Genomic DNA, 22458 nt, shown 5'->3' on the forward strand with positions numbered 1-22458 from the left:
TTCAACTATAGGGCAATCGCACTCAATTCCGTACAGATATTTTCCAAAATGCGATGCGCTCCCGTCTCCATGTATACGTGACGTAAATATCGTTGCCATCTGCAACGATCGCCGGGTACGAATATTGTTTTTCACCCCGGTCCAGCTCGAATTCATGATCCCACGTTTGCCCGTTATCGCCGGAAATACGAATAACGAGAGGAGTCCGCGGGCCTTTCGTACCGCTTTCCGGCCGTACGGGATTATAGGCCAGGACGAGATTGCCGTTGTCTAATTTGGCCAAATCGATTCCGCTGTTATTGTTCGGAAGCGAAGTGGGATACGCGGGACACCAGGTTCGCCCTCCGTCCGTGGAATCGCTTCGGTAAATCGCGCCTTCGGTGCTTCGCGTCAGCATATGTACGACTCCTGGAGCGGACTCCCACAGAGCCGGCTGGATGATGCCTTTCCCAATCAACCTGCTGTGGTCCAACGGCACCGTTTCGCTGCGAATCCACGTTTCCCCGCCGTCATAGGAAATATCGACGAACGCGTCCCAATCGGGTTCGACGGACGCCGGCGCGAGAATCGTACCGTCGCGCAATACGATCGGCTTGTTTTTCACCGGACCTCTTCCGCCAGTCATATCGCCTTCAACCAATGGAACGGGGATGGACCAAGTGCGGCCGCCGTCCTGCGACCGCATCACCATCGTTGTCCATTCCGATATGTTGTGTCCGACCTTGTAGTATAGAAACAGCACTCCGTCCCGTCTTCCGAACAGTACGGGATTCCAGTGCGGAACGCCTTCCTGATCGGCCACTTTCACCGGAGAAGTCCATCCCCCCTTCTCCCTTCTTGAAGTCCAAATCGCGACGTCGCCGGCCCGCTCTCTCGTCCCGCCGAACCAAGCGGCAATAACTTCCCCTTCGGGCAGAAGCTCAAGGGTGGAGGCATGACAGCTTAGGAAAGGCCGGTCATCCTCAAAGATAAATTCCTTGACGCAATCAACATATTTCATCGTTCGTCTCCTTATTTGTTATCGTGTCCCTTCGCGTTTATGTCTGGGGGACAACTTCATATTGTAGCCCGGAACAAGTTTGAAAAGCGACGAGGCCCGGTTCGGCCTGCTCGAAATCAATACCGCGCCCCTCCAGAAGAACCCGGACGGGATGAGCCGTCCGCAGCCGGCACGTGCCGCCGGAAATCGAAGTAATGACTGCGCGGGAAAGTGAACGGTCTTCCCATTCCATATCGACCTCGTAACCGCCGCGCGCTCTTAATCCTCTAACGGCGCCCCGGCTCCATTGCTTCGGAAGGGACGGCAGCAGGTGTATCGAACCGTCATGGCTCTGCAGCAGCAATTCCGCGATTCCGGCGGTACCGGCGAAATTTCCGTCAATGGAGAAGATGTTCATCTTCACTTTCGGATGACGGTGGGCGTTCATCATATTCGGATGCAACCCGGAAAGCAGTTCGATCAAGAAGCGGTGAGCCGGTCCGGCTTCCCTTAACCGCGCCCACAGGCTGACCAGCCATGCGCAGCTCCATCCGGTATGCCCGCCGCCGTGTTCAAGGCGCCGTTCCAACGATTTCTTGCATGCGGCGGCCAATTCGGGGTGTTGATGGAACGTAATCCGGTCGCCGGGGTGGAGTGCGAACAAATGCGCGATATGGCGGTGTCCCGGTTCGCATTCGTCGAAATCCTCTTCCCATTCCTGCAATTGGCCGTACCGGCCGATACGGAAAGGCGGGATGCGCGACTGCGCCAGCTCGAGTTCGAGCCGGAACGCTTCATCCTTGTTCAGGATGCGGCTGGCTTCTATGCAATGAGTGAAAAGCTGCGCGATGAGCGCCAAATCCATAGTGGAACCTTTGGTAACGCTGCTTGTTTGACCGTCATCGGCGATGAATGTATTTTCCGGAGAAGTGGACGGACAGGTTGTCAAATAGCCGTCTTCATCTTCCACCAGCCAATCCAAACAAAACATCGCGGCTTCTTTCATGGCAGGGTACGATTTCTCAAGAAAAGCCTGATCCTGGCCGAATGCGTAATGCTCCCATAAATGCTGGCATAACCATGCTCCCGCCATCGGCCAGAATGCCCAGCTGGGAGACCCGCCGCCGGGAGTCGCGGTTCTCCATATATCGATATTGTGGTGGGCGGTCCAGCCCCGGCAGCCGTAGTGCACGCTGGCGACCTTGCTTCCGGTGATTCTCAGATCGTCGATTAAATCGAACAACGGAAGGTGGCATTCCGCGAGATTGCAAACTTCCGCCGGCCAATAGTTCATTTCGAGATTAATATTGGTCGTCCAAGCGGAGCACCATGGAGGCTGCATGCGATCGTTCCAGATGCCCTGAAGATTCGCCGGTTGAGTACCGGGACGGGAGGCGGACATAAGCAAGTATCTTCCGTATTGAAAGAACAAAGCGGCAAGTCCGGGATCGCTCTCGCCTTTCTTAACGGCATCGATGCGGGCATCCGTCGGCCATCCGCTTCTGTCGTCTCCGTCAATATCAAGGGTTACTCTGCGAAACAGCCGTGCATGCTCGGAAATATGCCGGTCTTTCAATGCTTCGTATCCGAAAACATCGGCTCTCTCCAGCCATCGTTCGCACTGCAGCGCGGAGTTTTCCCCATAAGCGCAAGGTTCTTTGTCATAACCTTTAAAGCTTGTGGAAGCGGCTAGCAGCAGAATAACCTCTCCTGCGCCGCTGACGCTGATTTGGCTTCCGCTAACCGCTACCTTTCCGTTTGCCGCCGAAACGTGCAGGACGGCGTCGAACCCGATCCCTCTTTGATCCGCGTAACTAACAGGCTCCTCCGTTCTGACCGTATTCGGAAGCATATGTACCGGAGCGCGCCCCGACATAGCGATCCGATTGACGGATGCTTTACGGACGGAATATTGCAGCGGGCTGTGCAGGAACGCCGTGAACGATTGTTTTTTCTCGCTGTGCAGCCGCACCGCCATCACCTGATCTACGGCGGACACGAATATTTCGCGGCTGCAAGCGGCTCCGTCATGCCGGTAGGACACCCGCACGACGCCTTCGTCCAGATCCAATTCTCTGCGATAGTCCGTAATTTCGCCGTTCCCTTCGAATATCAGCTCCAAATCACCAAGCGGCAAATATGATTCTGTCCAAGGCCCTTGCATGTAATTTTCGATTATTTGTTCCGCTTCCGCGTATTTTTTCGTAAATATCATTTCGCGGACGCGGCCGAGATGCCGTATCGCGTCGTACCGGACAGGATCGCGGGGTTCCCCGGACCAGAGCGTGTCCTCGTTCAATTGGATCCGCTCGCGTTGCGTCCCGCCGAACACCATCCCGCCGAAACGTCCGTTTCCGAGCGGCAGCGCCTCAATCCACTGCGCAGCCGGTTTCGTGTACCATAACTTGTTGCCGGGCATGCTTCGGTTTCCCTCCTCTCGTTATAACCGTCATAAGTTATGTCCAGTATCGGACGGCAGCGAGCCGGCTCCCGGCCGCTACCAAACCAATTCCCGTTCCGGACGCCTGTATCCGTATTCCCGCAGCGGAGCTTTATCGTGCATCCGGCGGTGATTGTACAACGGGTGCTCGGCGCCTTCCGGGACAATGCGGTAGACCGTATCCCCACGCCAATGCGCTTCGAATTGTTGATGGATCGCTGTTTCCGTCGTGACGGAATGATGCAGCGGGAACGCAATGACGATGCGTTCACCGGAGCGGGCTTCCCCTAACGATAAATACCGCTGTTTCACCCAAATGCTCGGCTGCGTTCCGGTTTGCACTTCCGTCTCCCCGTCCCGGTGCCGTTCGATTTTCACTTTGGCGTAACCTGCCCAATCGGGAATGCGCACTAACAATCTCGGCACGTCTTGGCGGATGTCAAGCTCGACGCGCCCTTCATGCGGAAGATGACTGTTCACATCGAGCCAGCGCGAGCCGCGGCTGAGCAGAAAATTCACGCTGACCGTCCCGTTCCGTTCCGTAACGGTGTTGCTCCAGCCCATGAACAACCCGCGGGTTCCCGATCCGATGCAGCACATCTGCAGGTCGTTCGTGTGCCCTCTTCCGAAGTTCACATTGCAGCAAAAATCGTTCGGCGCGGAATACCCGGCAAACGCCCCGCGGGCCCGTTTAGCCGCCATGTAGTACGAAACCTCTCCCGGAATGTCGCGCGATGTGTCGCCGGATTGCTCCACCCAATCCAAATTGAGCAGCTGCGATTCGACGAGATGGTTGCGTAGGAAACGTTCCACAACGCTCCAATACTCGGTATATCCGCTTCTGGCCAACGCGATGCCGCACGAAATCAGGTCAACCAAAGAACAAGTTTCATGCTCGTACGCCTGCTCCCGCAAGTCGCCCGGAGTCCACCCGAAAGAAGTGCACTTGGTCAACGCCCAATCGTAGCTTTTCTTGACAAAATGAGTGATCGATGCGTCGCCCGTGAAGATGGCGAATCTCGCCAAAGCGTCCAACGTGCCGATTCTCGTGTGGAAATGGCCGCTTCGGTATGCGAGCGAATCGTTGAAGCTTCCGTCCGGCAGAAACACGCCGCTTCGATGCACGATGAGCGCCGAGAAAAATTCGCACAGCTCGTACGCGTCCGGATTTCCCGTCACTTCGTGGTATTTGAGCAGAGGCATGATCAACCGACCGCAGAAAGCCGCCGGGTCGGGAGCGAGGCGAAGCTGCACGCCGTTGGCGGAAGGCCATCCGCCCTCTTTGTATTCCGAGGCCGGATAATACCAGACGTCCCGTTCCTTGACGGCAATCCGCTTGAGCGCCGCCACGTGTTTGTCCGCGGCTTCCTTCGCCTTCGCGTCCCCTGTCGCCATGTACCAAGTCGTCAATGCAAGGATGACCGCGCGCTGGTCGATCATATTTGCGTTCGGTTCCCAATTGAAATGCGGATTTCTTTGCCGATAGCTCAGCCCGTCTTCTTTAAAAAAGCTAAGCAGATTTTTTCTGTATTGTTCCTCGACATCTCTGCCGTCCTCCAGCCCGGACATATGGCGGGCCAAACACATCGCGTCCACCAGCCTGCCGTGGCTTGAGCCGTAATCCCAGTCGCCGTGCGTTAAAAATGCGGGTTTCTCCATCAAATTGCCGGCGAAGAACGGAATGCCGCCAAACTCCGTATCGGCAAATCCGATCATCGCGTTCAATGCGAAGCCGGCGCGCTCCTCCAACAACAATGTGTCGGGAACCAGTCGATTGTCAGCCATTTCACGATCACTCCCATGCGTTATAATTTCGGAGAACTGCATCGGCGCTCACTCATACAGCCAATCGAGCGTATCGATGCCGTCGTTTCTATGTTCCACGTCCCGCGGCCGCATTTGTTCGTCGTCGCGAATGACACCGAGGATGAGGTACGCCCCTTTGCCGAAATCGAGCGTGTGCCGCCCCGCCTCATAACGGTAGGCGTGTACATTCACCGAAGGATAGGCGAACAACCGCAGCCCTTTGCGCAATATCGGCATATATCCGCCGCGGTCGTCCGCGTGCGTGTTTTCCTCCAAACTCGGAGGCTGCAGCCACTGTTCGTCCTTCGAGTTGAAATACCCGATCATTACTTTCGACGGCTGCGGCAGTTCGATGTCCACCGTGCAGCCCAAGCGGCCCGCCTTCATTTGGCTGAAGCGGATTCCCGTCAACCCGTGCAGCTCTTCCGCACAGCCGGTAATGCGGGTATCTCCGTCCATGAACGCGAAGCCGCCTTTCTCCACTACGTACGCCTCTGCGTCAGAAGAATGCAGCGTGAACGGTGCTTCCCGGTAAGCGGATATTGGTTCTTCCTTTCGTTGGAGCGCCTCCGGCAACATTGCGGAGGCAAGCTCATTGACATGAGTGCGGAACTTCTCGAGCTCGGTTTCGTACAGCGGCAAACAGTCTTTCCAATGTCTGAACGCGAAACCGTCCCGGACCGGAACTTTGCGCTGCGGTGTTTGCATGCTGTTGGCGTATAAATACGTCGTTTCCGTTATTTCCGTGAGTTTCCTGTAATGTTCGGCGCTTTTCTCGAGATGCGTAAGCGCTTGCTCCAGCAGCTCCACATGATTGAAAAATTTTCCTTTGGCCATATGTTTATACGTCAGAACGGCAAGCGCAGCTCTCACTTTATGCGAATAGAAGTAAACCATGCGGCGAATCGCTTCCACATCGCCGGCCAACCGTTCGAATTCTTCGCGCTCCAGTGTAACGAATGCGCGCGCCTCCTCTATCGCAGCTGCGGCGTCTTCTGCATGACGCTCCGCATCGGCGATTGTTTCCGGAGGCGTCTCGCCTACGTGCGGTTCGCCCGCCAGTTCCTTCATAACGTACTCTTCCAGACGTTCGCCCTCCGGCGATTGGGATTCCCATAAATCGGGCCATGGCATATGCCGGTCCGGATTCGTCAGTTGGCTCATCGTCATTCCCAAGCTCATCGTTTGCCGGTTTCCTTCGGTAATGCCGAATCTCCGAAGCAGCTTCGGGGCGCACTCCCCGAACGCGTCGTATGCGTCCAGAATCGCCGCGCCGGCTTCGGGAGCGCCGAACCGGCGGCCGAGCGCCCCCCTCCAGAAGTGACGTTCGGCATCCGGATCGCGATCGGGATTCCATGCGTAACGGAACCAGGCCGCAAACCAAATCCAATCCCGGTCCATCTGTCTCAATCTTGGTTCCGCCCGGTCGGGCGAATACGGCCAATCCCAAAAAAACAGCGGATATAGATGCAGTCCGTTCGCGTTCAAGCGATACTTAGCCGCCTGCATACACTTTTGGATGAATGACGGCGATCCGTAACGGAAAGGTTCAAGATTGGCTAGAATATGCACATTGATGATATGTACCGATTGTTGGGAAGCGAGCTGCCGGTGTATGTCCTGCCACTTGCCGCGCGGCGTCCAGGTCGTCAACGATTCCCCGTTGTACTTCGCTTCCGTATACAAGTTCGGATACAGCGGCAGCGCCGCTTCAACGACTTTATTCGCGTCGATCGTGTGCGAACGAAGAATGATCGGCGGAAGTTCCTTTGCATTCATCTCACGCAAACCTTCCAGTACGCCGGACAAAATCGTTTCGTTGAACCACTCCACGCCGTAAATTTGTCCCTGCAGCGCTTCCCCGAGGCATACCATCAGCCCCGCGTTCGGATACGCGCGGACGAATTCGGCGAGCGATTTCTTGTAATAATCGCTCGTTAAAGGCAGCGGCTTCGGCTGATGCAGCTTCAGCCCGTGCTTCTGCGCGAACGGCAGCGGAATGTGGATGTTGTAAAACTTTAGCACGACCCATATTCCCCGCCTGCCCGCTTCTTCCGTCAGCCACCGGAACGTATCCGCGTTGAGGGCGAATTGTTCCTCCGTTACCTCCAGCGCTTCCGGATAATCTTCCAGCTTCACTAGGGAGGAGAACGGGTGGCCGCTCCATATATAGATCACATTGCAGCGCTCTTCCAAGAGCATGTCTAGAAAATCCAACCACAAATCACGATCGTAAAACCATGGAAATCGGTCCGGCGTTATCGGGTATTCGTACGTTTGCCTGGGCGGTTCGACCGTCGTCTTCTGCAGGCCGATCGCCGGCCCCCGCAGTGCAAAGCGCGGGGCGTCCCCGTAAGCGAAATCTTTCGGCAACTGTCCCGCGTTGCGTACGCGGCGGGCGATCTCCTGACAACCATAGAGCACGCCGGTATCGTTACCGCCGGAAACCGTGAGCAATTCTCCGGGGTTGGCCGCAATATAAAAACCTTCTCCCCGGGGTGCATCCGTATGGTACAGCAGCACATCACGATCCTCCAGCTGCCGCAAAAACTCCGACTCGCTGCGGTTTCCTGCGTAAATCTTCATTCCCGGGACTGACCGGTACCGGTCCCACCCCCAGGGCGTTGTATCCTCAAGTACGGCATATCCGCATTCGTGCAGAGCAGCTTTCAACAGATCAAGTCCGTATCTCACCCTCGGGGAGGGATTGCTGTCGTATCCGAGACAGACGCTTTTCATCGGTGTACCTCCATCCTGCATACTATTTCAGAAACAGCTCGATAACCGGCACCGCGACGTCCGGCTTCTTCACGGGAAGCGACAACGTCAATGTTTCCGCGTCCCTGCCTTCCCGGAAAGCCCCTTCCGCCATCGTGCTCTCGGCCGCGCCTTCCCGCATTCGGATTTCCGAACAATCGTTCAGCAATTGGGCATATTCCACTTTGCCGGCAAATCCGTGCAAATGTATATTTTTGAACGGCCAACTGAAGACGTGCACATACATCCGGTTCGTCGCCGGATTGTAAGTTAACCGGCAATCTTGAGGACGAATATACGATTCAGGCGCTTGCGTGCATCCGTATATCGAACGGCCGTGCCGCTTCATCCATTCGCCGATTCCCTTCAACCGCTCTAAGGAGCGTTCATCGAACTCTCCGCGTCCGGTAGGACCGACATTAAGCAGCAGATTTCCCCCTTTGCCGACCGTATCGATCAGCATCTTGATCAGCGTCTCCGCGCTCTTCCACGTTTCCTCGTCGCGGTGGTACCCCCACGAGCCGCTGAACGTATGGCATGTTTCCCACACCACCCGTTGACCGTCCGCTTTGACCCATTCCTTCGGCATATACTGCTCCGGCGTCGTAATGTCTCCTCCGACCTGCAGCCGGTCGTTCAGCAAAATATGCGGTTGGAGTTCCCTTATCAATCCGACCAGCCGTTCGCTGCCCCAATCGTCCTTCCCTTTCCCCGGTAACCCGTTTTCTCCCGGGAAAGAAAAATCGTAGAACATCAAATCTACTTTTCCGAATTGCGTCAACAACTCTTTCGTCTGTCCGAGCAAATACTCCCTGTACTTGTAAAAATCCCTCTTCCCGCTTTCCTCGATAAACTTGGGATCGAGACGAAGCGGGTGCTTCGGATCTACCGTATAATGGGGATGATGCCAATCGATGAGAGAGTAATAGAACCCGACCTTCATGCCGCGTCCGCGAAACGCTTCGACTATCGGCCGCAGCAGATCGCGGCCGGCCGGCGTATTCGGCGCCTTATAATCGGTCAGCTTGCTGTCCCACAAACAAAATCCCTCATGGTGTTTCGTAGTGATTACGAAGTATTTCATCCCGGCTCCGGAAGCGTACTCCGCCCACAGCTCCGGATCGTACAAATCGGGGTCAAATCGCCGGAAGTACTTATCGTATCGCTCATCCGTCATCTTCTCCCGCGATTTCAACCACTCGTGCCTAGCGCCTAACGAATACAGTCCCCAGTGGATAAACAGCCCGAACCGGTCATGAACGAACCAGGAGCTGTCACCGGCCGTTTTTTTAACCTCAAACATTGTCCTTAGCCCCCTTAACCGGTTGCAACCGGGATATGAACGTATAGCTTCCGGAACCGGTCCGGTATAAGGCTTTACCGTGCCGCGAGCCGACATAACGGACTTCCTCCGTCCGGCTTTCATCCGTTTCGATCACCGTCCCCGGCACATAAATCGTGGCGGACGCGTTTGCCGGAATGGCGACATTCAATGCGAAACTATCGCGATCCAGCTTCCAATCCACCCCGATCTTTCCATACACCGAATGGAACTCGCCTTTGGCATAAGTCAGTCCCCCGCCTATCCGCGGATGAATTTCGATATGCTTGAAGCCCGGCTGCTCCGTATCCGTTGCGATCCCCAGAATGTTCTGATACATCCATTCGCCTACGGAACCCAACGAGTAATGATTGAACGAATTCATCTCCGGAGTTTGGAACCCGTTCGTCTCCGTCCATCCGTCCCACCGTTCCCATATCGTCGTTGCCCCGTGCTTGATGGAATAAAGCCAGGATGGGAACGAATCTTGATTTAACAAAGTATAAGCGACATCGTCTCTTCCGCCCTCGGTGAGAGCGGAAAGCAGATAGCCGACTCCAAGAAACCCCGTCGATAAATGGTCTCCGTGCGATTTAATGTTTTCCGTCAAATGCGATAATGCCAATTCCCTTTGCTTTTCGTTAAGCAGCAGGTTCATCTTCAGTGCGAGCGCGTACACCGTCTGCGTATCGCCTTTGATGCGTCCGTCCGCGCCGACGAAAGCGTCGGAGAAAGCATGTTTGATATCTTTAAACAAAGCCCCATACTTGAAGGCATCCTCGGTATAACCGAGCGCTTTCGCGGATTTTGCCAGAAGATCGGTGCTGTAGGCGAAGTATGCGGTATCCAGCACGTCTTTCGGCGTATCCGCGTTGATGGAAAGCCAGTCGCCGTAGTTGGAGTAACCCGGACGGATCAGGCCGTTCGTGTTCGATTTCAAATATTCCACCCATTTGACCATGGCGGAATAGCACCGTTCCAATATGCGTTTGTCCCCGTACATCTGGTATACCGTCCAAGGAATGATGATACCGGCATCGCCCCACCCGCCGTTATCGGGAGCGAGCCAGTTCAATTTTTCATTACGGAGCTTGAACGCTTCCCATCCGGCATCCGGCGCTACATCGGGAAACGCTCCGGACGGGCGTTGGGCGTCGATCAGGTCGGTCATATACTTTGTAAAGAAGCGGGCGACATCCATATTGAAGCTCGACGTGCGGGCGAATATTTGCGCGTCTCCCGTCCATCCGAGCCTCTCGTCGCGCTGCGGGCAATCGGTCGGGACGCTGAGGAAGTTGCCGCGCTGCCCCCACATGATATTGCTGTGAAGCTTGTTGAGCATGACGCTCGAAGTTTCCAGCCAGCCCGTTTGCTCCGTCGCGGAATGAACCGCTTTGCCGATGACCGTCTGCAAAGTAGGAGGAGCCGTCAGACCGGCTACTTCAACATAACGAAATCCGTGAAACGTAAAATGAGGTTCGAAATATTCAACCTCGCCGCCTCGTATGATGTACTTGTTCCGCTGAACCGCTTTTCTCAAGTTATCGAGGTACAGCGTGTGCTCATCGCTCATCATTTCCGCATAAGTGACGGTTATTTCCTGACCCTCGACACCGTTTTCCACTTGAAGCCGGACCCAGCCGACCATATTTTGACCCATATCGAAAATGTACGTATTCCGCGGAGTTTTGCGCATACTGACAGGCAGCAATTCCTTCATGACCCGAACGGGCGGATCCGCTTGCGACGTAAGGCTTCCATCGTAACGATCCAATACGACGGGAGTTTCCCAAGCCGAATCGTCAAACCCGTCGAGCTTCCAGCGTTCCGGCTCCAGGCGGGCATCGTACGATTCGCCTTTGATGATATCCGAGTACAGGATCGGTCCGGCCGTCGTCTTCCACGACTCGTCGGTCACAACACGCTCGACGGATCCGTCCTCGTACTCGATATGCAGCTCAAGGAGCAAAAATGGGTTGTCCCCGTATACATTGTTACCGAACATTCCCACATGCCCTGCGTACCATCCCGTACCCAATACGGCTCCCAGCACATTGTTTCCTTTATGCAAAAATGCCGCCGCGTCGTAAGTCTGATATTGAACTCTGATATTGTAATCGGTCCAACCGGGTGCGAAGCGGTCGTTTCCGATTCTTTCCCCGTTGATGTGCAGTTCGTATAAGCCCAATGCAGACGCATATATGAAAGCGCGGCGAACCTCCTTCTCGATCGCCACTGTTTTCCGGAAATACGGGGACGGCGGAAGCTCCGTATCATGCCGCTTTTTTCTGCCGATCCAGCGGGCTTTCCATTCGCTTTGCCGCAGAAACCCCATCGACCAAGAGGCTGATCTGCTCCATGACGACACGTTGCCGTCTTTATCCCAAATTCTGACCTTCCAATAATATGTCCGGTTCGATTCCAGCGCCTTGCCTTCATATACGATATGGACGGACTGATCGGACGGCACTTTCCCGCTGTCCCACATATCGGCCGCGTCTTCGTTCAGCAATTCGGGACGGGAAGCCGTCAATATTCGATAAGCCGTTTGCTTCTGGCCGTACTCCGCCGATTCTAAGATCCAGCTTAACCGGGGATTTGTAGTATCGATGCCTAATGGATTTTCGCAATATTCGGTTTTTAAACGTGAAACATTCATAATTTTTTTCGATTCCTCCCGTCATGCTTGTATTGGACTTGCATTTATCGATTTAAAGCAGCTTTGCGTATATCGCTTTCATGTCTTGTACCGAAAGCGTTTTGGGATTGTTGTTCAACAGCCGCGTCACTTTGGAAGCCGAATCGGCCAAATCGTCCAAGTGCTCATCCGAAACGCCGAATTGCCGCAAACTCCGGGGAATATTCAATCGTTTCAACCAAAGTTCCATCGTTTCAATCACACGCTCCGCCGATTCGGATGCGGATAAACCCGCTGTGTCCAGCCCCATTGCTTCCGCGACCCGCTGCAGCTTCCCGGTTATGGAGCCGATCTGGTATCGCATCACGTGCGGAAGCAGCATCGCATTGGACAGACCGTGTGATATATGAAACTTTCCGCCGAGCGGATAGGCTAAAGCGTGCACTGCCGCCGTACCCGCCGAAGTCAAGGCCATTCCGCCGAACATGGATCCATAGAGCATTTCCTCTCTTGCTTTCAAGTCGGTTCCGTTGTCATAAGCGGCGAGCAAGCTGCCGGATATTTTCCGGATCGACTCCAGCGCCATCATATCGCTGATCGGATTTGCTTTATTGCAAATATAAGATTCCAACGCATGGGTGAGCGCATCGACTCCCGTTGCAGCCGTCACATCCCGTGGAAGCGTAAGCGTCAATTCCGGATCCAACAAAGCGATTCGCGGGAGCAAGTAGCTGCTGACCGCGCCGACTTTCAGCGATTCGTCCGGCAAAGTGACGATCGCATTAGGAGTAACTTCCGATCCGGTTCCCGAAGTGGTCGGAATCAAGACGGTCGGGACGCCCGGTTTTTCCACGCGGTCGATGCCAAGCATATCGCGGATGCTCCGGCGGTTCGTTCGAAGAACGGACAGCAGCTTTGCCGCATCGAGCACGCTGCCACCGCCGATTCCGATATAAACATCGAACGGCTCCCCTTCTATCGACCGGTGCAGCTGCTCCAATTGATCTGCCGTCGGTTCAGGCCGTATGCCGGTCAGCTCATCCGAACCGATCCCCTCATTGCGGAGCTGGCGGCGGATATCCGCAACAAATCCCTGTTTATGTATGCTGGGAGAGCTGATGATCAGGACGTTTCGGACATTCCCGATTCCCGCAAGACGTTTCCCCAGCATAGAGAGACTGCCGTTCCCGGCAATGATGCATTCGCTCGTGCGGAATACCGAATGGCTTACCGCTGCGCTCATTGTATTTCTTCCTTTATATAGCCCATTTTTTTATAGTGCCGGAGCAGGTTTCTTAACGTTTCTTTCAAGGAGGGATCCGGCGGAGCGATCGGCGGCCGGCACGGGCCGGCTTGCAGTCCCATCAGATTCATAGCTTCCTTGAACACGGAAGGCAGCGTTGCTTGTTTATATGCTTCCGACAGCGGACGCAGCAAGCTTTGCGCTTCCTTCGCCGCGCCCAACTCTCCGTTCCTCCAATGGGAATAAATCGCCGTGATCAGCTCCGGAACGACATTCGCCGAGCCGCTTACCCCTCCTTTACCGCCGGCCATCAACGTCCATAACAATAAAGAATCAGATCCGGCCAGCACGGAAAAATCCGGTCCCGTTGCGTGAATATATTGTAGGATCATGTCAAAATTGCCGCTGCTGTCTTTAATTCCTACGATATTCGAAATATCCGATAACGCGGCCACTGTCTTCGGTTCCAGATGGAGTCCCGTTCGGGCCGGAAAATTGTACAGGACGATCGGCAGCGACGTCCATGAAGCCACGCTTCTGTAGTGGTTAATTAATTCATGTTGGGTTAACGGCAGAAAGTACGGCGTAATAATCGACAGCGCATCCGCTCCGGCCGCTTCCATCTTCTCCGACAAGTTCGCGACTTCTTTGGTGCCGATCCCCCCTGTGCCCGCATAAACCGGCACTCTCCCTTTCGTTTCGTCTACAACGATCTCGACGATATGAATTTTCTCTTCCATCGTTAACGAGAAGAACTCCCCGTTCGTCCCCAAACAAAACAGTCCGTCTACCCCCGCGTCAATAAAACGGTTGACGAAACGACGCACCACGGGTTCATTCAACTCATGTTTTTCAGTAAACGGCGTGATCAGTACCGGAATAACCCCTTCGACTCGCTGCATGATCATCCACTCCTTCGTGCTTTCAATTTATTACTAAAACGGTTGGCAGTCATAGGGGATTCGTTCCACGTTTATAGGTTATTTATCCCTTCTTCCCATCGTCCGGGGCGGTCGGCAAGTAGAAACAAACAACCTATAATTATGGAATTAAACACCTATAAATGAGAGAACCGCTTTTTATACAATAGGATTGTAATTTGTAAGCGCTTTTAATTTTATTTTATTGAAAGGCGGAGATAAGATCAGTGAAAAGGTTTCTTATGTGTCTCATGATCGTTTTCATGGCCGTTTCGTTAGTTTCCGTTGCCAACGCTGCTTCAGCAGCAACGGAGGTTCAAGTTTATTTCAACGGTGAGCAGATCCAATTTGACGACGCACAACCAGCTATATTAGACGGCCGCACACTTGTTCCGTTCCGCAAGCTGTTTGAAACCCTTGGATTTAATGTGAAATGGAGCGATGCCCAGCAGCAAGCAACTGGAACAAAAGGAAATCTTACGATTGAATTAACGATCAACAGCAAGCAGGCGNACAACCAGCTATGATAGACGGCCGCACACTCGTTCCGTTCCGCAAGCTGTTTGAAACCCTTGGATTTAATGTGAAATGGAGCGATGCCTTGCAGCGAGCAACTGGAACAAAAGGAAATCTTACGATTCAATTAACGATCAACAGCACACAGGCGAAGGTCAATGGAAAGCTCGTTTCCCTGGATGTTCCTTCTCAGATTGTCAACAACAGCACAATGGTGCCGCTTCGCTTCGTCTCAGAGAACAGCGGATATGAGGTCACATTCNAATGTGAAATGGAGCGATGCCCAGCAGCAAGCAACTGGAACAAAAGGAAATCTTACGATTGAATTAACGATCAACAGCAAGCAGGCGAAGGTCAATGGAAAGCTCGTTTCCCTGGATGTTCCTTCTCAGATTGTGAACAACAGCACAATGGTGCCGCTTCGCTTCGTCTCAGAGAACAGCGGATATGAGGTCACATTCGATAGCAATGGGTCGGTATCGACCATCAACATTGGGTCCGGTACCTCCGGCAATAACGGCGGAAGTTCAACCAATATTAAGACGACTCCGGTTTCCCTGAAAGGAAAGAAAATGGCCATCGTCGGCCGAACCAGAGGACAAGCCGAGGAAGATAACGCAGTCGCGAAACGGTTTATGGTTCTCGGCATGAAGGTCACACTTGTGGATGAAAAACAAGCCACCGTTAAATTGCTCAAAGAATATGACATCGTCTATTTCTCTCCGACCGTGAACGAAAAGTATGTCAAGGACGGTCAAATGAAAGGTCTCGACAAGCCGCAAATTTACGGCAAGAGACAAGGTATGGCCGGCATTAGTCTGGCTCCTCCTCTGAAGCCGGAAGAAGATGGGGACGACGAGGAAGAAGAAAAGGAAAAAACAAGATTCATTTCCTTTAAGGACCCTAAACATCCGTTCGCAGTCGGTCTCAGTTCCCCCTCAAAAGTAGAAGTGTTCAGGAAGGTTGATGAAAAGAAGGACAACATGATACAGCTTGGGGTTGCCGGCACAAAAATGGGAAAAAATGCGAAAGTGGTCGCAACCGTCGAAGGCAAACCGAACGAACCGTACATTTACCTCTACGAGAAAGGATCGAAAGCGGATGACGGCAGCGTCGTGCCCGCACGCATCGCGTACGCTTTCGGAGCCATCGGATTCCACAAGCAATTAACCGATGACGGATGGAAGATTTTCACCAACATTATCGTTTGGGCCCTGCAAAAACAATAACCGGAAAAACATAAAAAGCCGTCCATTGTCCGAAGATTCATTCATATGAGGGGATAAGATCAGTGAAAAAATTTCTAATGAGTCTCATGATCGTTTTCATGGCCGTATCGATGGTTTCCGTTGCCAACGCTGCTTCAGCAGCAACGGAGGTCCAAGTTTATTTCAACGGTGAGCAGATCCAATTTGACGACGCACAACCAGCTATGATAGACGGCCGCACACTCGTTCCGTTCCGCAAGCTGTTTGAAACCCTTGGATTTAATGTGAAATGGAGCGATGCCTTGCAGCGAGCAACTGGAACAAAAGGAAATCTTACGATTCAATTAACGATCAACAGCACACAGGCGAAGGTCAATGGAAAGCTCGTTTCCCTGGATGTTCCTTCTCAGATTGTCAACAACAGCACAATGGTGCCGCTTCGCTTCGTCTCAGAGAACAGCGGATATGAGGTCACATTCAATAGCATTGGGTCGGTATCGACCATCAACATTTGGTCCGGTACCTCCGGCAATAACGGCGGAAGTTCAACCAATATTAAGACGACTCCGGTTTCCCTGAAAGGGAAGAAAATGGCCATTGTCGGCCGAACCGGAGGAAAAGCCGAGGAAGATAACGCAGTCGCGAAACGGTTTATGGTTCTCGGCATGAAGGTCACGCTTGTGGACGAAAAACAAGCCACCGTTAAAATGCTCAAAGAGTATGACATCGTCTATTTCTCTCCGACCGTGAACGAGAAGTATGTGAAGGACGGTCAGATGAAAGGTCTCGATGTACCGCAAATTTACGGCAAAAGACAAGGCATGGCGGGCATTCGTCTGGCTCCCCCTCCGGATCCGAATAATACGGAGGATCGGGACGAGGATCCGGACGACAATACCCCAGCTTCGGAAAAAATAAGATCAATTACGTTTAAAGACTCCAAGCATCCGATCGCTGCCGGTTTTTCCGGAAAAGTAGAAATATTCAGGAAAGTCGATGAAGAAAAGGAAAAAATGACCCAATTGAGTGTCGGCGGCAACATTCCAATCGGAAAAAATGCCAAGGTGATCGCAACCGTTGCCGGCCAGCCGGACAAACCGTATATTTACGTTTACGAGAAAGGATCGAAAGCGGATGACGGCACCGTCGTGCCCGCGCGCATCGCGTACGCTATCGGAAACATCGGATTCCATAAGCAATTAACCGAGAACGGCTGGAAGATTCTCAACAACATCGTCATATGGGCCTTGCAAAAACCGGAACAGAAATAACGCTTAGTTTATAAAGCCTTTCATTGGTCGAAAGAGGCTGCCTCCTTCAAAGCGGTTCCACTCTGCTGAGGGGCGGCCTTTCTACTAAATAATTGATGTTGGGAAGGTTGACTTGGCGGCGATTCCGCACGGGTGTGGAAAACTACCATATGGAGGGATATACTCAATGAAAAAGTTCCATACGTTTCTTTTTATCGCTTTAATGACGGTTTCGGTGATCGCATGCTCTTCAAATCAACCCTCGCAGGAAGCTGACGACGGCGCTTCGGAAGTTACGGATACGGAAACGGCTGCACCGGAAGCCGGGGAAAGTAATCCGCAATCGACGGATAGCGATACTGCCGCTGAACCTGACGAAACCGGCGGCAATGATACGCAAACGGCCGATAACAATGCTGCAACGGATGATAACGGTGCGGAGGAACCGGCTGAAACCGGCGACAACGATTCGCAGACCGCGGAAAACGACACTTCAACCAAACCTGCCGAAACCGATGACAATAAGGATACGCAGACACCGGATAAGGAAACTTCAACGAAGCCGGCGGAAACTGACGACAATAAGGATACGCAGACACCGGATAAGGAAACTTCAACGAAACCGACGGAAACCGAAGATAAGAATAAACAGACGCCGCCGGATAACGACACTTCAACGACGAAACCGGCGGAAACCGAAGATAAGAACACACAGATGCCTCCGGATAACGACGCTTCAACGAAACCGGCGGAAACCGAAGACACGAATACGCAGACGCCGCCGGATAACGACACTTCGACGAAACCGGCGGAGACGGCGGCAAAGCAAGTTTCTCCCAAGGGAAAGAAAATGGCCATTGTCGGCCGGACCGGAGGCAAAGCCCAGGAAGATGCGGCAATTGCGAAACGCATGATGGTTCTCGGATTGAAGGTGACGCTGGTAGATGAAAAGCAAATCTCCGTAGAAAAGCTCAAACAATATGATATCGTCTACTTCAGCCCGACCTTAAACGAGAAGTTTGTTAAGGACGGTCAAATGAAAGGCCTCGACGTGCCGCAAATTTACGGCAAGAGACAAGGCATGGCGGGCATTCGTCTCGCTCCCCCGCCGGATCCGAACGCCGATCCTGACGATGAAGAATCAACTTCGGAAAAAATAAGATCCATCGCCTTTAAAGACTCGAAACATCCGGTTGCAGCAGGTTTCTCCGGAGAAGTAGAAGTGTTCAGGAAGGTCGATGAGGATAAGGAAAAGATTAAACAGTTGGGTGTTTCCGGCCAGAAAACGGGAAAAAACGCGAAGGTGATCGCAACCGTGGCTGGACAACCGAAAGATGCATACATTTACGCTTATGAGAAAGGATCGAAAGCGGACGACGGCACAGAAGTGCCGGCACGCATCGCATATGCTTTCGGCAGCATCGGATTGCAACAACAATTGACCGAAGACGGGTGGAAAGTTCTCTCCAATATCGTCATATGGGCTTTGCAAACTCCGGAGAATCCGTAACGGTATTTATATGGAAGGGGAATTTTCCAATGACTAAAAGCTTTATCCTGGCAGCGCGCACCTCCCTATTGGCGCTCGCGGTTATCGTTTCCGGCTGTTTCGGCGGAAGCAACCAAACCGCCGGCGATTCCGGAGGCGAAGCTTCCGAAGACGAATCCGGCACGGTGATCAACAATACGCCGGAAGACGAGTTATTTTTCTATACGGCGCAAAACAAAATCTATGAAGAGGAAGAAAATTTCGAGAAACTGATCGGACAATATATCAGAAAGAAGTTTCCCGACATTAAAATCAAGCATATCCACTGGAACGACGGTACAAGATATGAGGATTTGATCGCTAAAGGAACGATTCCCGACATCGTGCTTGAGGATGTCCGCCGGAACACGACCCGATTGATCGGCAGATTCAAGCTGGAGCACGATATGTCCGACCTGATCAAAAAATATAATTTCGACTCCTCGGTACTTAGTCCGGCTGCCATGCAGGCTGTTGCGAACGCGTCGAACGGAGGCACATACTCGCTTCCTTTTGAAATCAACGATTACGTGCTTGTTTACAACAAAGACATCTTCGATAAATTCGGCGAAGATTATCCGGAATCCGGCATGACATATGATGAAGCTTACGAGTTAGCGAAAAAACTGAGCCGTCAAGACGGAGATATTACATACAAAGGGTACCAGCAGCACCCCAGCCATTACATGCAGTTTAACCAGCTCTCCGCGCCAGCGCTTCACCCGGAAGAAGACAGGGCTTATATTACAACGGACACATGGATGAAGCTGGTGAATAACATCAGGCGGTTTTATGACATTAAGGGCAATCAGTTCACATCGACCACTTACTTTCCGCAAGGAAAAATGGCCATGTCTGTGGATGTCGTGGAAAATGTCGTCAAATGGGCCCGCGAATATCCCGATTTGAACTTCGATTTCGCGGCGGTTCCCGTATTCCCCGAATCTCCCGGCTCGAAATATCAACCGAATATGAACGGTTTGTTCATCACTAATCAGTCCAATAAGAAAGACTTGGCGTTTCAAGTGATCGCTTATCTGCTTTCCGAGGAGGTGCAGATGGAAAGAGCCAAACAGGGCGTCGTCAGTCCGATGAACAGCGAACAGGTTGTTCAGGTATTTGGGCAAAACGTGCCGGAATTGCAAGGTAAAAGCGTACAAAATATTTTTGCCCTACAGCATGCCGTTCCGGCTCCCCGCAAACCGGGATTGACGTTCATAGATCCGAAAGTGGCGCAAATATTCCAGCCGCTGATCTTCGAGGAGTCGAAAGACAACGTAACGGCGCTGCGCATCGTGGAGGAAGAAATGAACAGGCAGATCGACGAGACGAAATTATTGAAGGAAGCCGGCGGCGACTGGTGGAAGTGGCAGTAGACAGCATGTCATATTAAATTTGAAAAAACCGCCTGAAAAGGCGGTTTTCGCATGTCAATGGTGCAGAGGGCGCGGCGATATGTTTTGATTTTGTATGGTGATATTCATCTCTCTCTTGTCGTTTATGGTGGCCAAAAATATGTCCTTGAGTTGGAGACCTTTTTCGCTGATTTGGTTTAAGATCCAAACTTCATCCAAGTTAAGCTCATTCACCGTCCCCTGTTCGATTCGGCCTTCCATTATAACGGCATACGAAATACCGGATTCCGTTTTTGTAATTCCCAGGTCCTCGGCAGTGACCGCAGCTTTTTCCGTTTTTTTGTGAACCGTCAGCTTGCCGCTAGCTTCAAGTACGGCCGTATCGACGGCGGCGATATCAAACACGTCGTTTTCTCTAAGCATTTGTAAAATATTATCGATCGAGTACTTTACTTTTTTTAAGTTATTTACAATGATCTTGCCATCCTTAACGACTACAATCGGTTCGAACGTAACCCATTTGCCAAATCGGCGGTTCTTAACTACCAGCGTGGAAACCGATTTTTGCAGCAAGCCAACGCCCGCGACCGCAAAGGCGGTAGGGATATGTTCGATTCTAGGATCGGCGATATCGGCTCCGACAATCGAGCCCAGTGAAACAATGATAAGAAAATCAAATACCGGCAATTCTCCGATGGACCTTCTGCCCATAAATAATGCGATTATCAGTACTAAGGGAAAGATGGTAATGATCCGGCCGTAAATAATTAATATGTCTTTGATTGTTTCCATCACAATACGATACCTCGCCTGTATGTTTGAGGAAAAAAATAACAGTAGTTATGTTTCCCTGCAATTCCGCAAACATACATGTCTCTTGATTACCTGCGTATTGACAGATCGCTTTTGTTTCCGTGGTCTCTCACGAAAACGACATATTTCATTAGAAAATAACTGCAAGCCGAAGATATCGCCGTGGACAATCCTTTCGCGACGTTGTATTGCGTCCACGAAGGTATGCTCCATGAATTTGAGCTTAAGTAAGAGTAACCTAATAGGAATATGACGTTGCCGATCAAGAGAGCAAAACCGGCTTGAAGCGCAAACCCGAATTTTTCACGAATGCGAAAGGTAGCCCGGCGATGAAACGTAATTCGCGAATTCCAAATGTAGCTGTTTGTAACGGCAGAAACGTATGCAATGGTATTGTATACGGTTAGCCAAGTCGGATCGGTTGCAGGTCGAATCCACAGCAGCAAATTCAATATACCGAAATCTACTAGAGCATTCGCTCCGCCTATGACGATAAAGGAGAATACCGAAACCCAATTATCTTTCCCGGTGCTAGGCATCTCTTTCCCTTACCCGGCTAGCGAAGCGTGTTTTCGTATTCAACGCGGCCGTATAAAACCCCAACAACTGTAAACTCGGTCCGTCCCAACCGTACGCGAGCGCCGCTTGACGAGCTTGCTCCCCTACCTCGCGCAAAAGCCGTTCGTCACGAAGCGCCGTGAGCACTGTATGCACGAAATCGTTCGTTTTCGCTGGATTGAACAAGAAGCCGGTTTTCCCATTTTCAATTTGCTCCCGGGTCGGACCGCTTGCTGCGGCAATGACGGGCAAACCGGACACCATTGCTTCGAGCAGCACTAAACCAAGGGTTTCCGTAGTGGACGGAAAGACGAATACGTCGCTGGATGCATAAGCTTTCGCGAGTTGTTCTCCATGAAGAAATCCGGTGAATGTCGTGCGCGTGCCGGCGAAAATAGCCTCCAGCTGCTTGCGGTGAGGGCCATCCCCTACTATGGCCAGCCGGGTGTCGTCGGACGCGGATAACACGTCCCGAATTCGTTCAATCTCCTTTTCCGCAGCCAATCGTCCGACATATAGCAGAAGGCGCTTATCCGGCTCTCCGCCGGAAAGCAGTCTCCTCATCTCCTCGCACCTGTGATTCTCTCCAAATATTCCGACATTCACTCCGCGATTCCAAAGCCGGACATTCTTAAAACCGCGGGCGGTTAGTTCCTCCAACACCGAGTTCGACGTGCATAAATTTATATCTGCCCGGTTATGCAGCAATCGCAAGTACGTCCACAGGATCGGCTTTAACCATGGCAGTTTATAAAAATCGGCATACTGAGGAACGTTCGTATGATAAGATGCGATCATCGGCCAGCGCCGTCCGAACCACACGCCTGCAACTCCAAGCATCGCCGGATTCGCGACATGCACGATATCCGGATCGAATGTCCGCAAAGCTTTGCCGACTGCCGGTGACGGTAAAGAAAGTTTTAGGTCTTTGTATAAGAAAAACCGAAACGAAGGAATACCGCATACGGTCGCACCTTCAAAATCGGTAATTCCTTGGTCCGGGGCGATAACCATCACCTTGTGCCCTTGTTTGAGCAGCCAACGGACGGTCGAGGTTAACCGCGTTACGACACCGTCAGTCGAAGGATAGAACGTTTCGGTTACGATAGCAATTTTCATAATATCG

General features: G+C 52.4%; 17 protein-coding genes. 6 read left to right on the plus strand and 11 right to left on the minus strand.

Annotated elements, in window-relative coordinates:
• Positions 1 to 22: 22 nt before the first annotated feature.
• From JET16_RS02835 to dapA, 8 genes are all read right to left on the minus strand, one after another.
• Positions 23 to 1000, minus strand: coding sequence for a sialidase family protein (locus JET16_RS02835; RefSeq protein ID WP_199614062.1), 978 nt, complete (start codon positions 998 to 1000; stop codon positions 23 to 25).
• A gap of 37 nt (positions 1001 to 1037) precedes the next feature.
• Positions 1038 to 3398 (minus strand): glycoside hydrolase family 95 protein, encoded by a 2361-nt coding sequence (locus JET16_RS02840; RefSeq protein ID WP_199614063.1) that lies wholly within the window; start codon positions 3396 to 3398, stop codon positions 1038 to 1040.
• Positions 3399 to 3476: 78 nt separating this feature from the next.
• A complete protein-coding gene (locus tag JET16_RS02845) occupies positions 3477 to 5204 on the minus strand; it encodes a glycoside hydrolase family protein (protein ID WP_199614064.1) in 1728 nt (575 codons plus the stop codon).
• 48 nt (positions 5205 to 5252) lie between these two features.
• A complete protein-coding gene (locus JET16_RS02850; protein WP_199614065.1) occupies positions 5253 to 7964 on the minus strand; it encodes a hypothetical protein in 2712 nt (903 codons plus the stop codon).
• A gap of 22 nt (positions 7965 to 7986) precedes the next feature.
• The gene (locus JET16_RS02855; RefSeq protein WP_199614066.1) at positions 7987 to 9285 is read right to left on the minus strand and encodes an alpha-L-fucosidase; all 1299 of its coding nucleotides are present in this window, start codon (positions 9283 to 9285) and stop codon (positions 7987 to 7989) included.
• A complete protein-coding gene (locus JET16_RS02860) occupies positions 9278 to 11962 on the minus strand; it encodes an alpha-L-rhamnosidase (RefSeq protein WP_199614067.1) in 2685 nt (894 codons plus the stop codon). The genes JET16_RS02855 and JET16_RS02860 overlap by 8 nt, the downstream gene beginning before the upstream one ends.
• Positions 11963 to 12014: 52 nt before the next feature.
• Positions 12015 to 13184, minus strand: a complete 1170-nt coding sequence (locus JET16_RS02865; protein ID WP_199614068.1) for an iron-containing alcohol dehydrogenase — start codon at positions 13182 to 13184, stop codon at positions 12015 to 12017.
• Positions 13181 to 14086: a 4-hydroxy-tetrahydrodipicolinate synthase gene (dapA, locus tag JET16_RS02870; RefSeq protein WP_199614069.1), complete on the minus strand. Its 906-nt coding sequence runs from the start codon at positions 14084 to 14086 to the stop codon at positions 13181 to 13183. The genes JET16_RS02865 and dapA overlap by 4 nt, the downstream gene beginning before the upstream one ends.
• Before the next feature lie 281 nt (positions 14087 to 14367).
• On the opposite strand from dapA, the gene JET16_RS02875 reads away from it, so the two are divergent.
• The 6 genes from JET16_RS02875 to JET16_RS02900 all read left to right on the plus strand — a co-directional run bounded on the left by JET16_RS02875 (position 14368) and on the right by JET16_RS02900 (position 19982).
• A complete protein-coding gene (locus JET16_RS02875) occupies positions 14368 to 14631 on the plus strand; it encodes a copper amine oxidase N-terminal domain-containing protein (RefSeq protein WP_233531020.1) in 264 nt (87 codons plus the stop codon).
• Positions 14628 to 14945, plus strand: a complete 318-nt coding sequence (locus JET16_RS02880) for a copper amine oxidase N-terminal domain-containing protein (protein ID WP_199614070.1) — start codon at positions 14628 to 14630, stop codon at positions 14943 to 14945. The genes JET16_RS02875 and JET16_RS02880 overlap by 4 nt, the downstream gene beginning before the upstream one ends.
• Positions 14887 to 15849 (plus strand): copper amine oxidase N-terminal domain-containing protein, encoded by a 963-nt coding sequence (locus JET16_RS02885; RefSeq protein WP_199614071.1) that lies wholly within the window; start codon positions 14887 to 14889, stop codon positions 15847 to 15849. Before JET16_RS02880 ends, JET16_RS02885 begins: the two co-directional genes overlap by 59 nt.
• 62 nt (positions 15850 to 15911) lie before the next feature.
• Complete coding sequence (locus JET16_RS02890; protein ID WP_325176595.1) at positions 15912 to 17099, plus strand: copper amine oxidase N-terminal domain-containing protein; 1188 nt, start codon at positions 15912 to 15914, stop codon at positions 17097 to 17099.
• A 166-nt stretch (positions 17100 to 17265) separates the two neighbouring features.
• Positions 17266 to 18588 (plus strand): prolipoprotein diacylglyceryl transferase, encoded by a 1323-nt coding sequence (locus JET16_RS02895; protein WP_199614072.1) that lies wholly within the window; start codon positions 17266 to 17268, stop codon positions 18586 to 18588.
• A gap of 29 nt (positions 18589 to 18617) precedes the next feature.
• Complete coding sequence (locus JET16_RS02900; protein ID WP_199614073.1) at positions 18618 to 19982, plus strand: ABC transporter substrate-binding protein; 1365 nt, start codon at positions 18618 to 18620, stop codon at positions 19980 to 19982.
• A 54-nt stretch (positions 19983 to 20036) separates the two neighbouring features.
• Here the strand turns inward: JET16_RS02900 and JET16_RS02905 are convergent, their stop codons facing one another.
• The 3 genes from JET16_RS02905 to JET16_RS02915 all read right to left on the minus strand — a co-directional run bounded on the left by JET16_RS02905 (position 20037) and on the right by JET16_RS02915 (position 22451).
• On the minus strand, positions 20037 to 20753 hold the full coding sequence (locus JET16_RS02905; RefSeq protein ID WP_199614284.1) for a DUF421 domain-containing protein: 717 nt from the start codon (positions 20751 to 20753) through the stop codon (positions 20037 to 20039).
• 89 nt (positions 20754 to 20842) lie between these two features.
• Complete coding sequence (locus JET16_RS02910; protein ID WP_199614074.1) at positions 20843 to 21313, minus strand: GtrA family protein; 471 nt, start codon at positions 21311 to 21313, stop codon at positions 20843 to 20845.
• Positions 21306 to 22451, minus strand: coding sequence for a glycosyltransferase family 4 protein (locus JET16_RS02915; RefSeq protein WP_199614075.1), 1146 nt, complete (start codon positions 22449 to 22451; stop codon positions 21306 to 21308). The genes JET16_RS02910 and JET16_RS02915 overlap by 8 nt, the downstream gene beginning before the upstream one ends.
• Positions 22452 to 22458: the final 7 nt, after the last annotated feature.

Origin of the sequence: Paenibacillus alkalitolerans (genome assembly GCF_016482785.1) — a bacterium.
In the GTDB taxonomy this organism is placed as follows: domain Bacteria; phylum Bacillota; class Bacilli; order Paenibacillales; family YIM-B00363; genus Paenibacillus_AE; species Paenibacillus_AE alkalitolerans.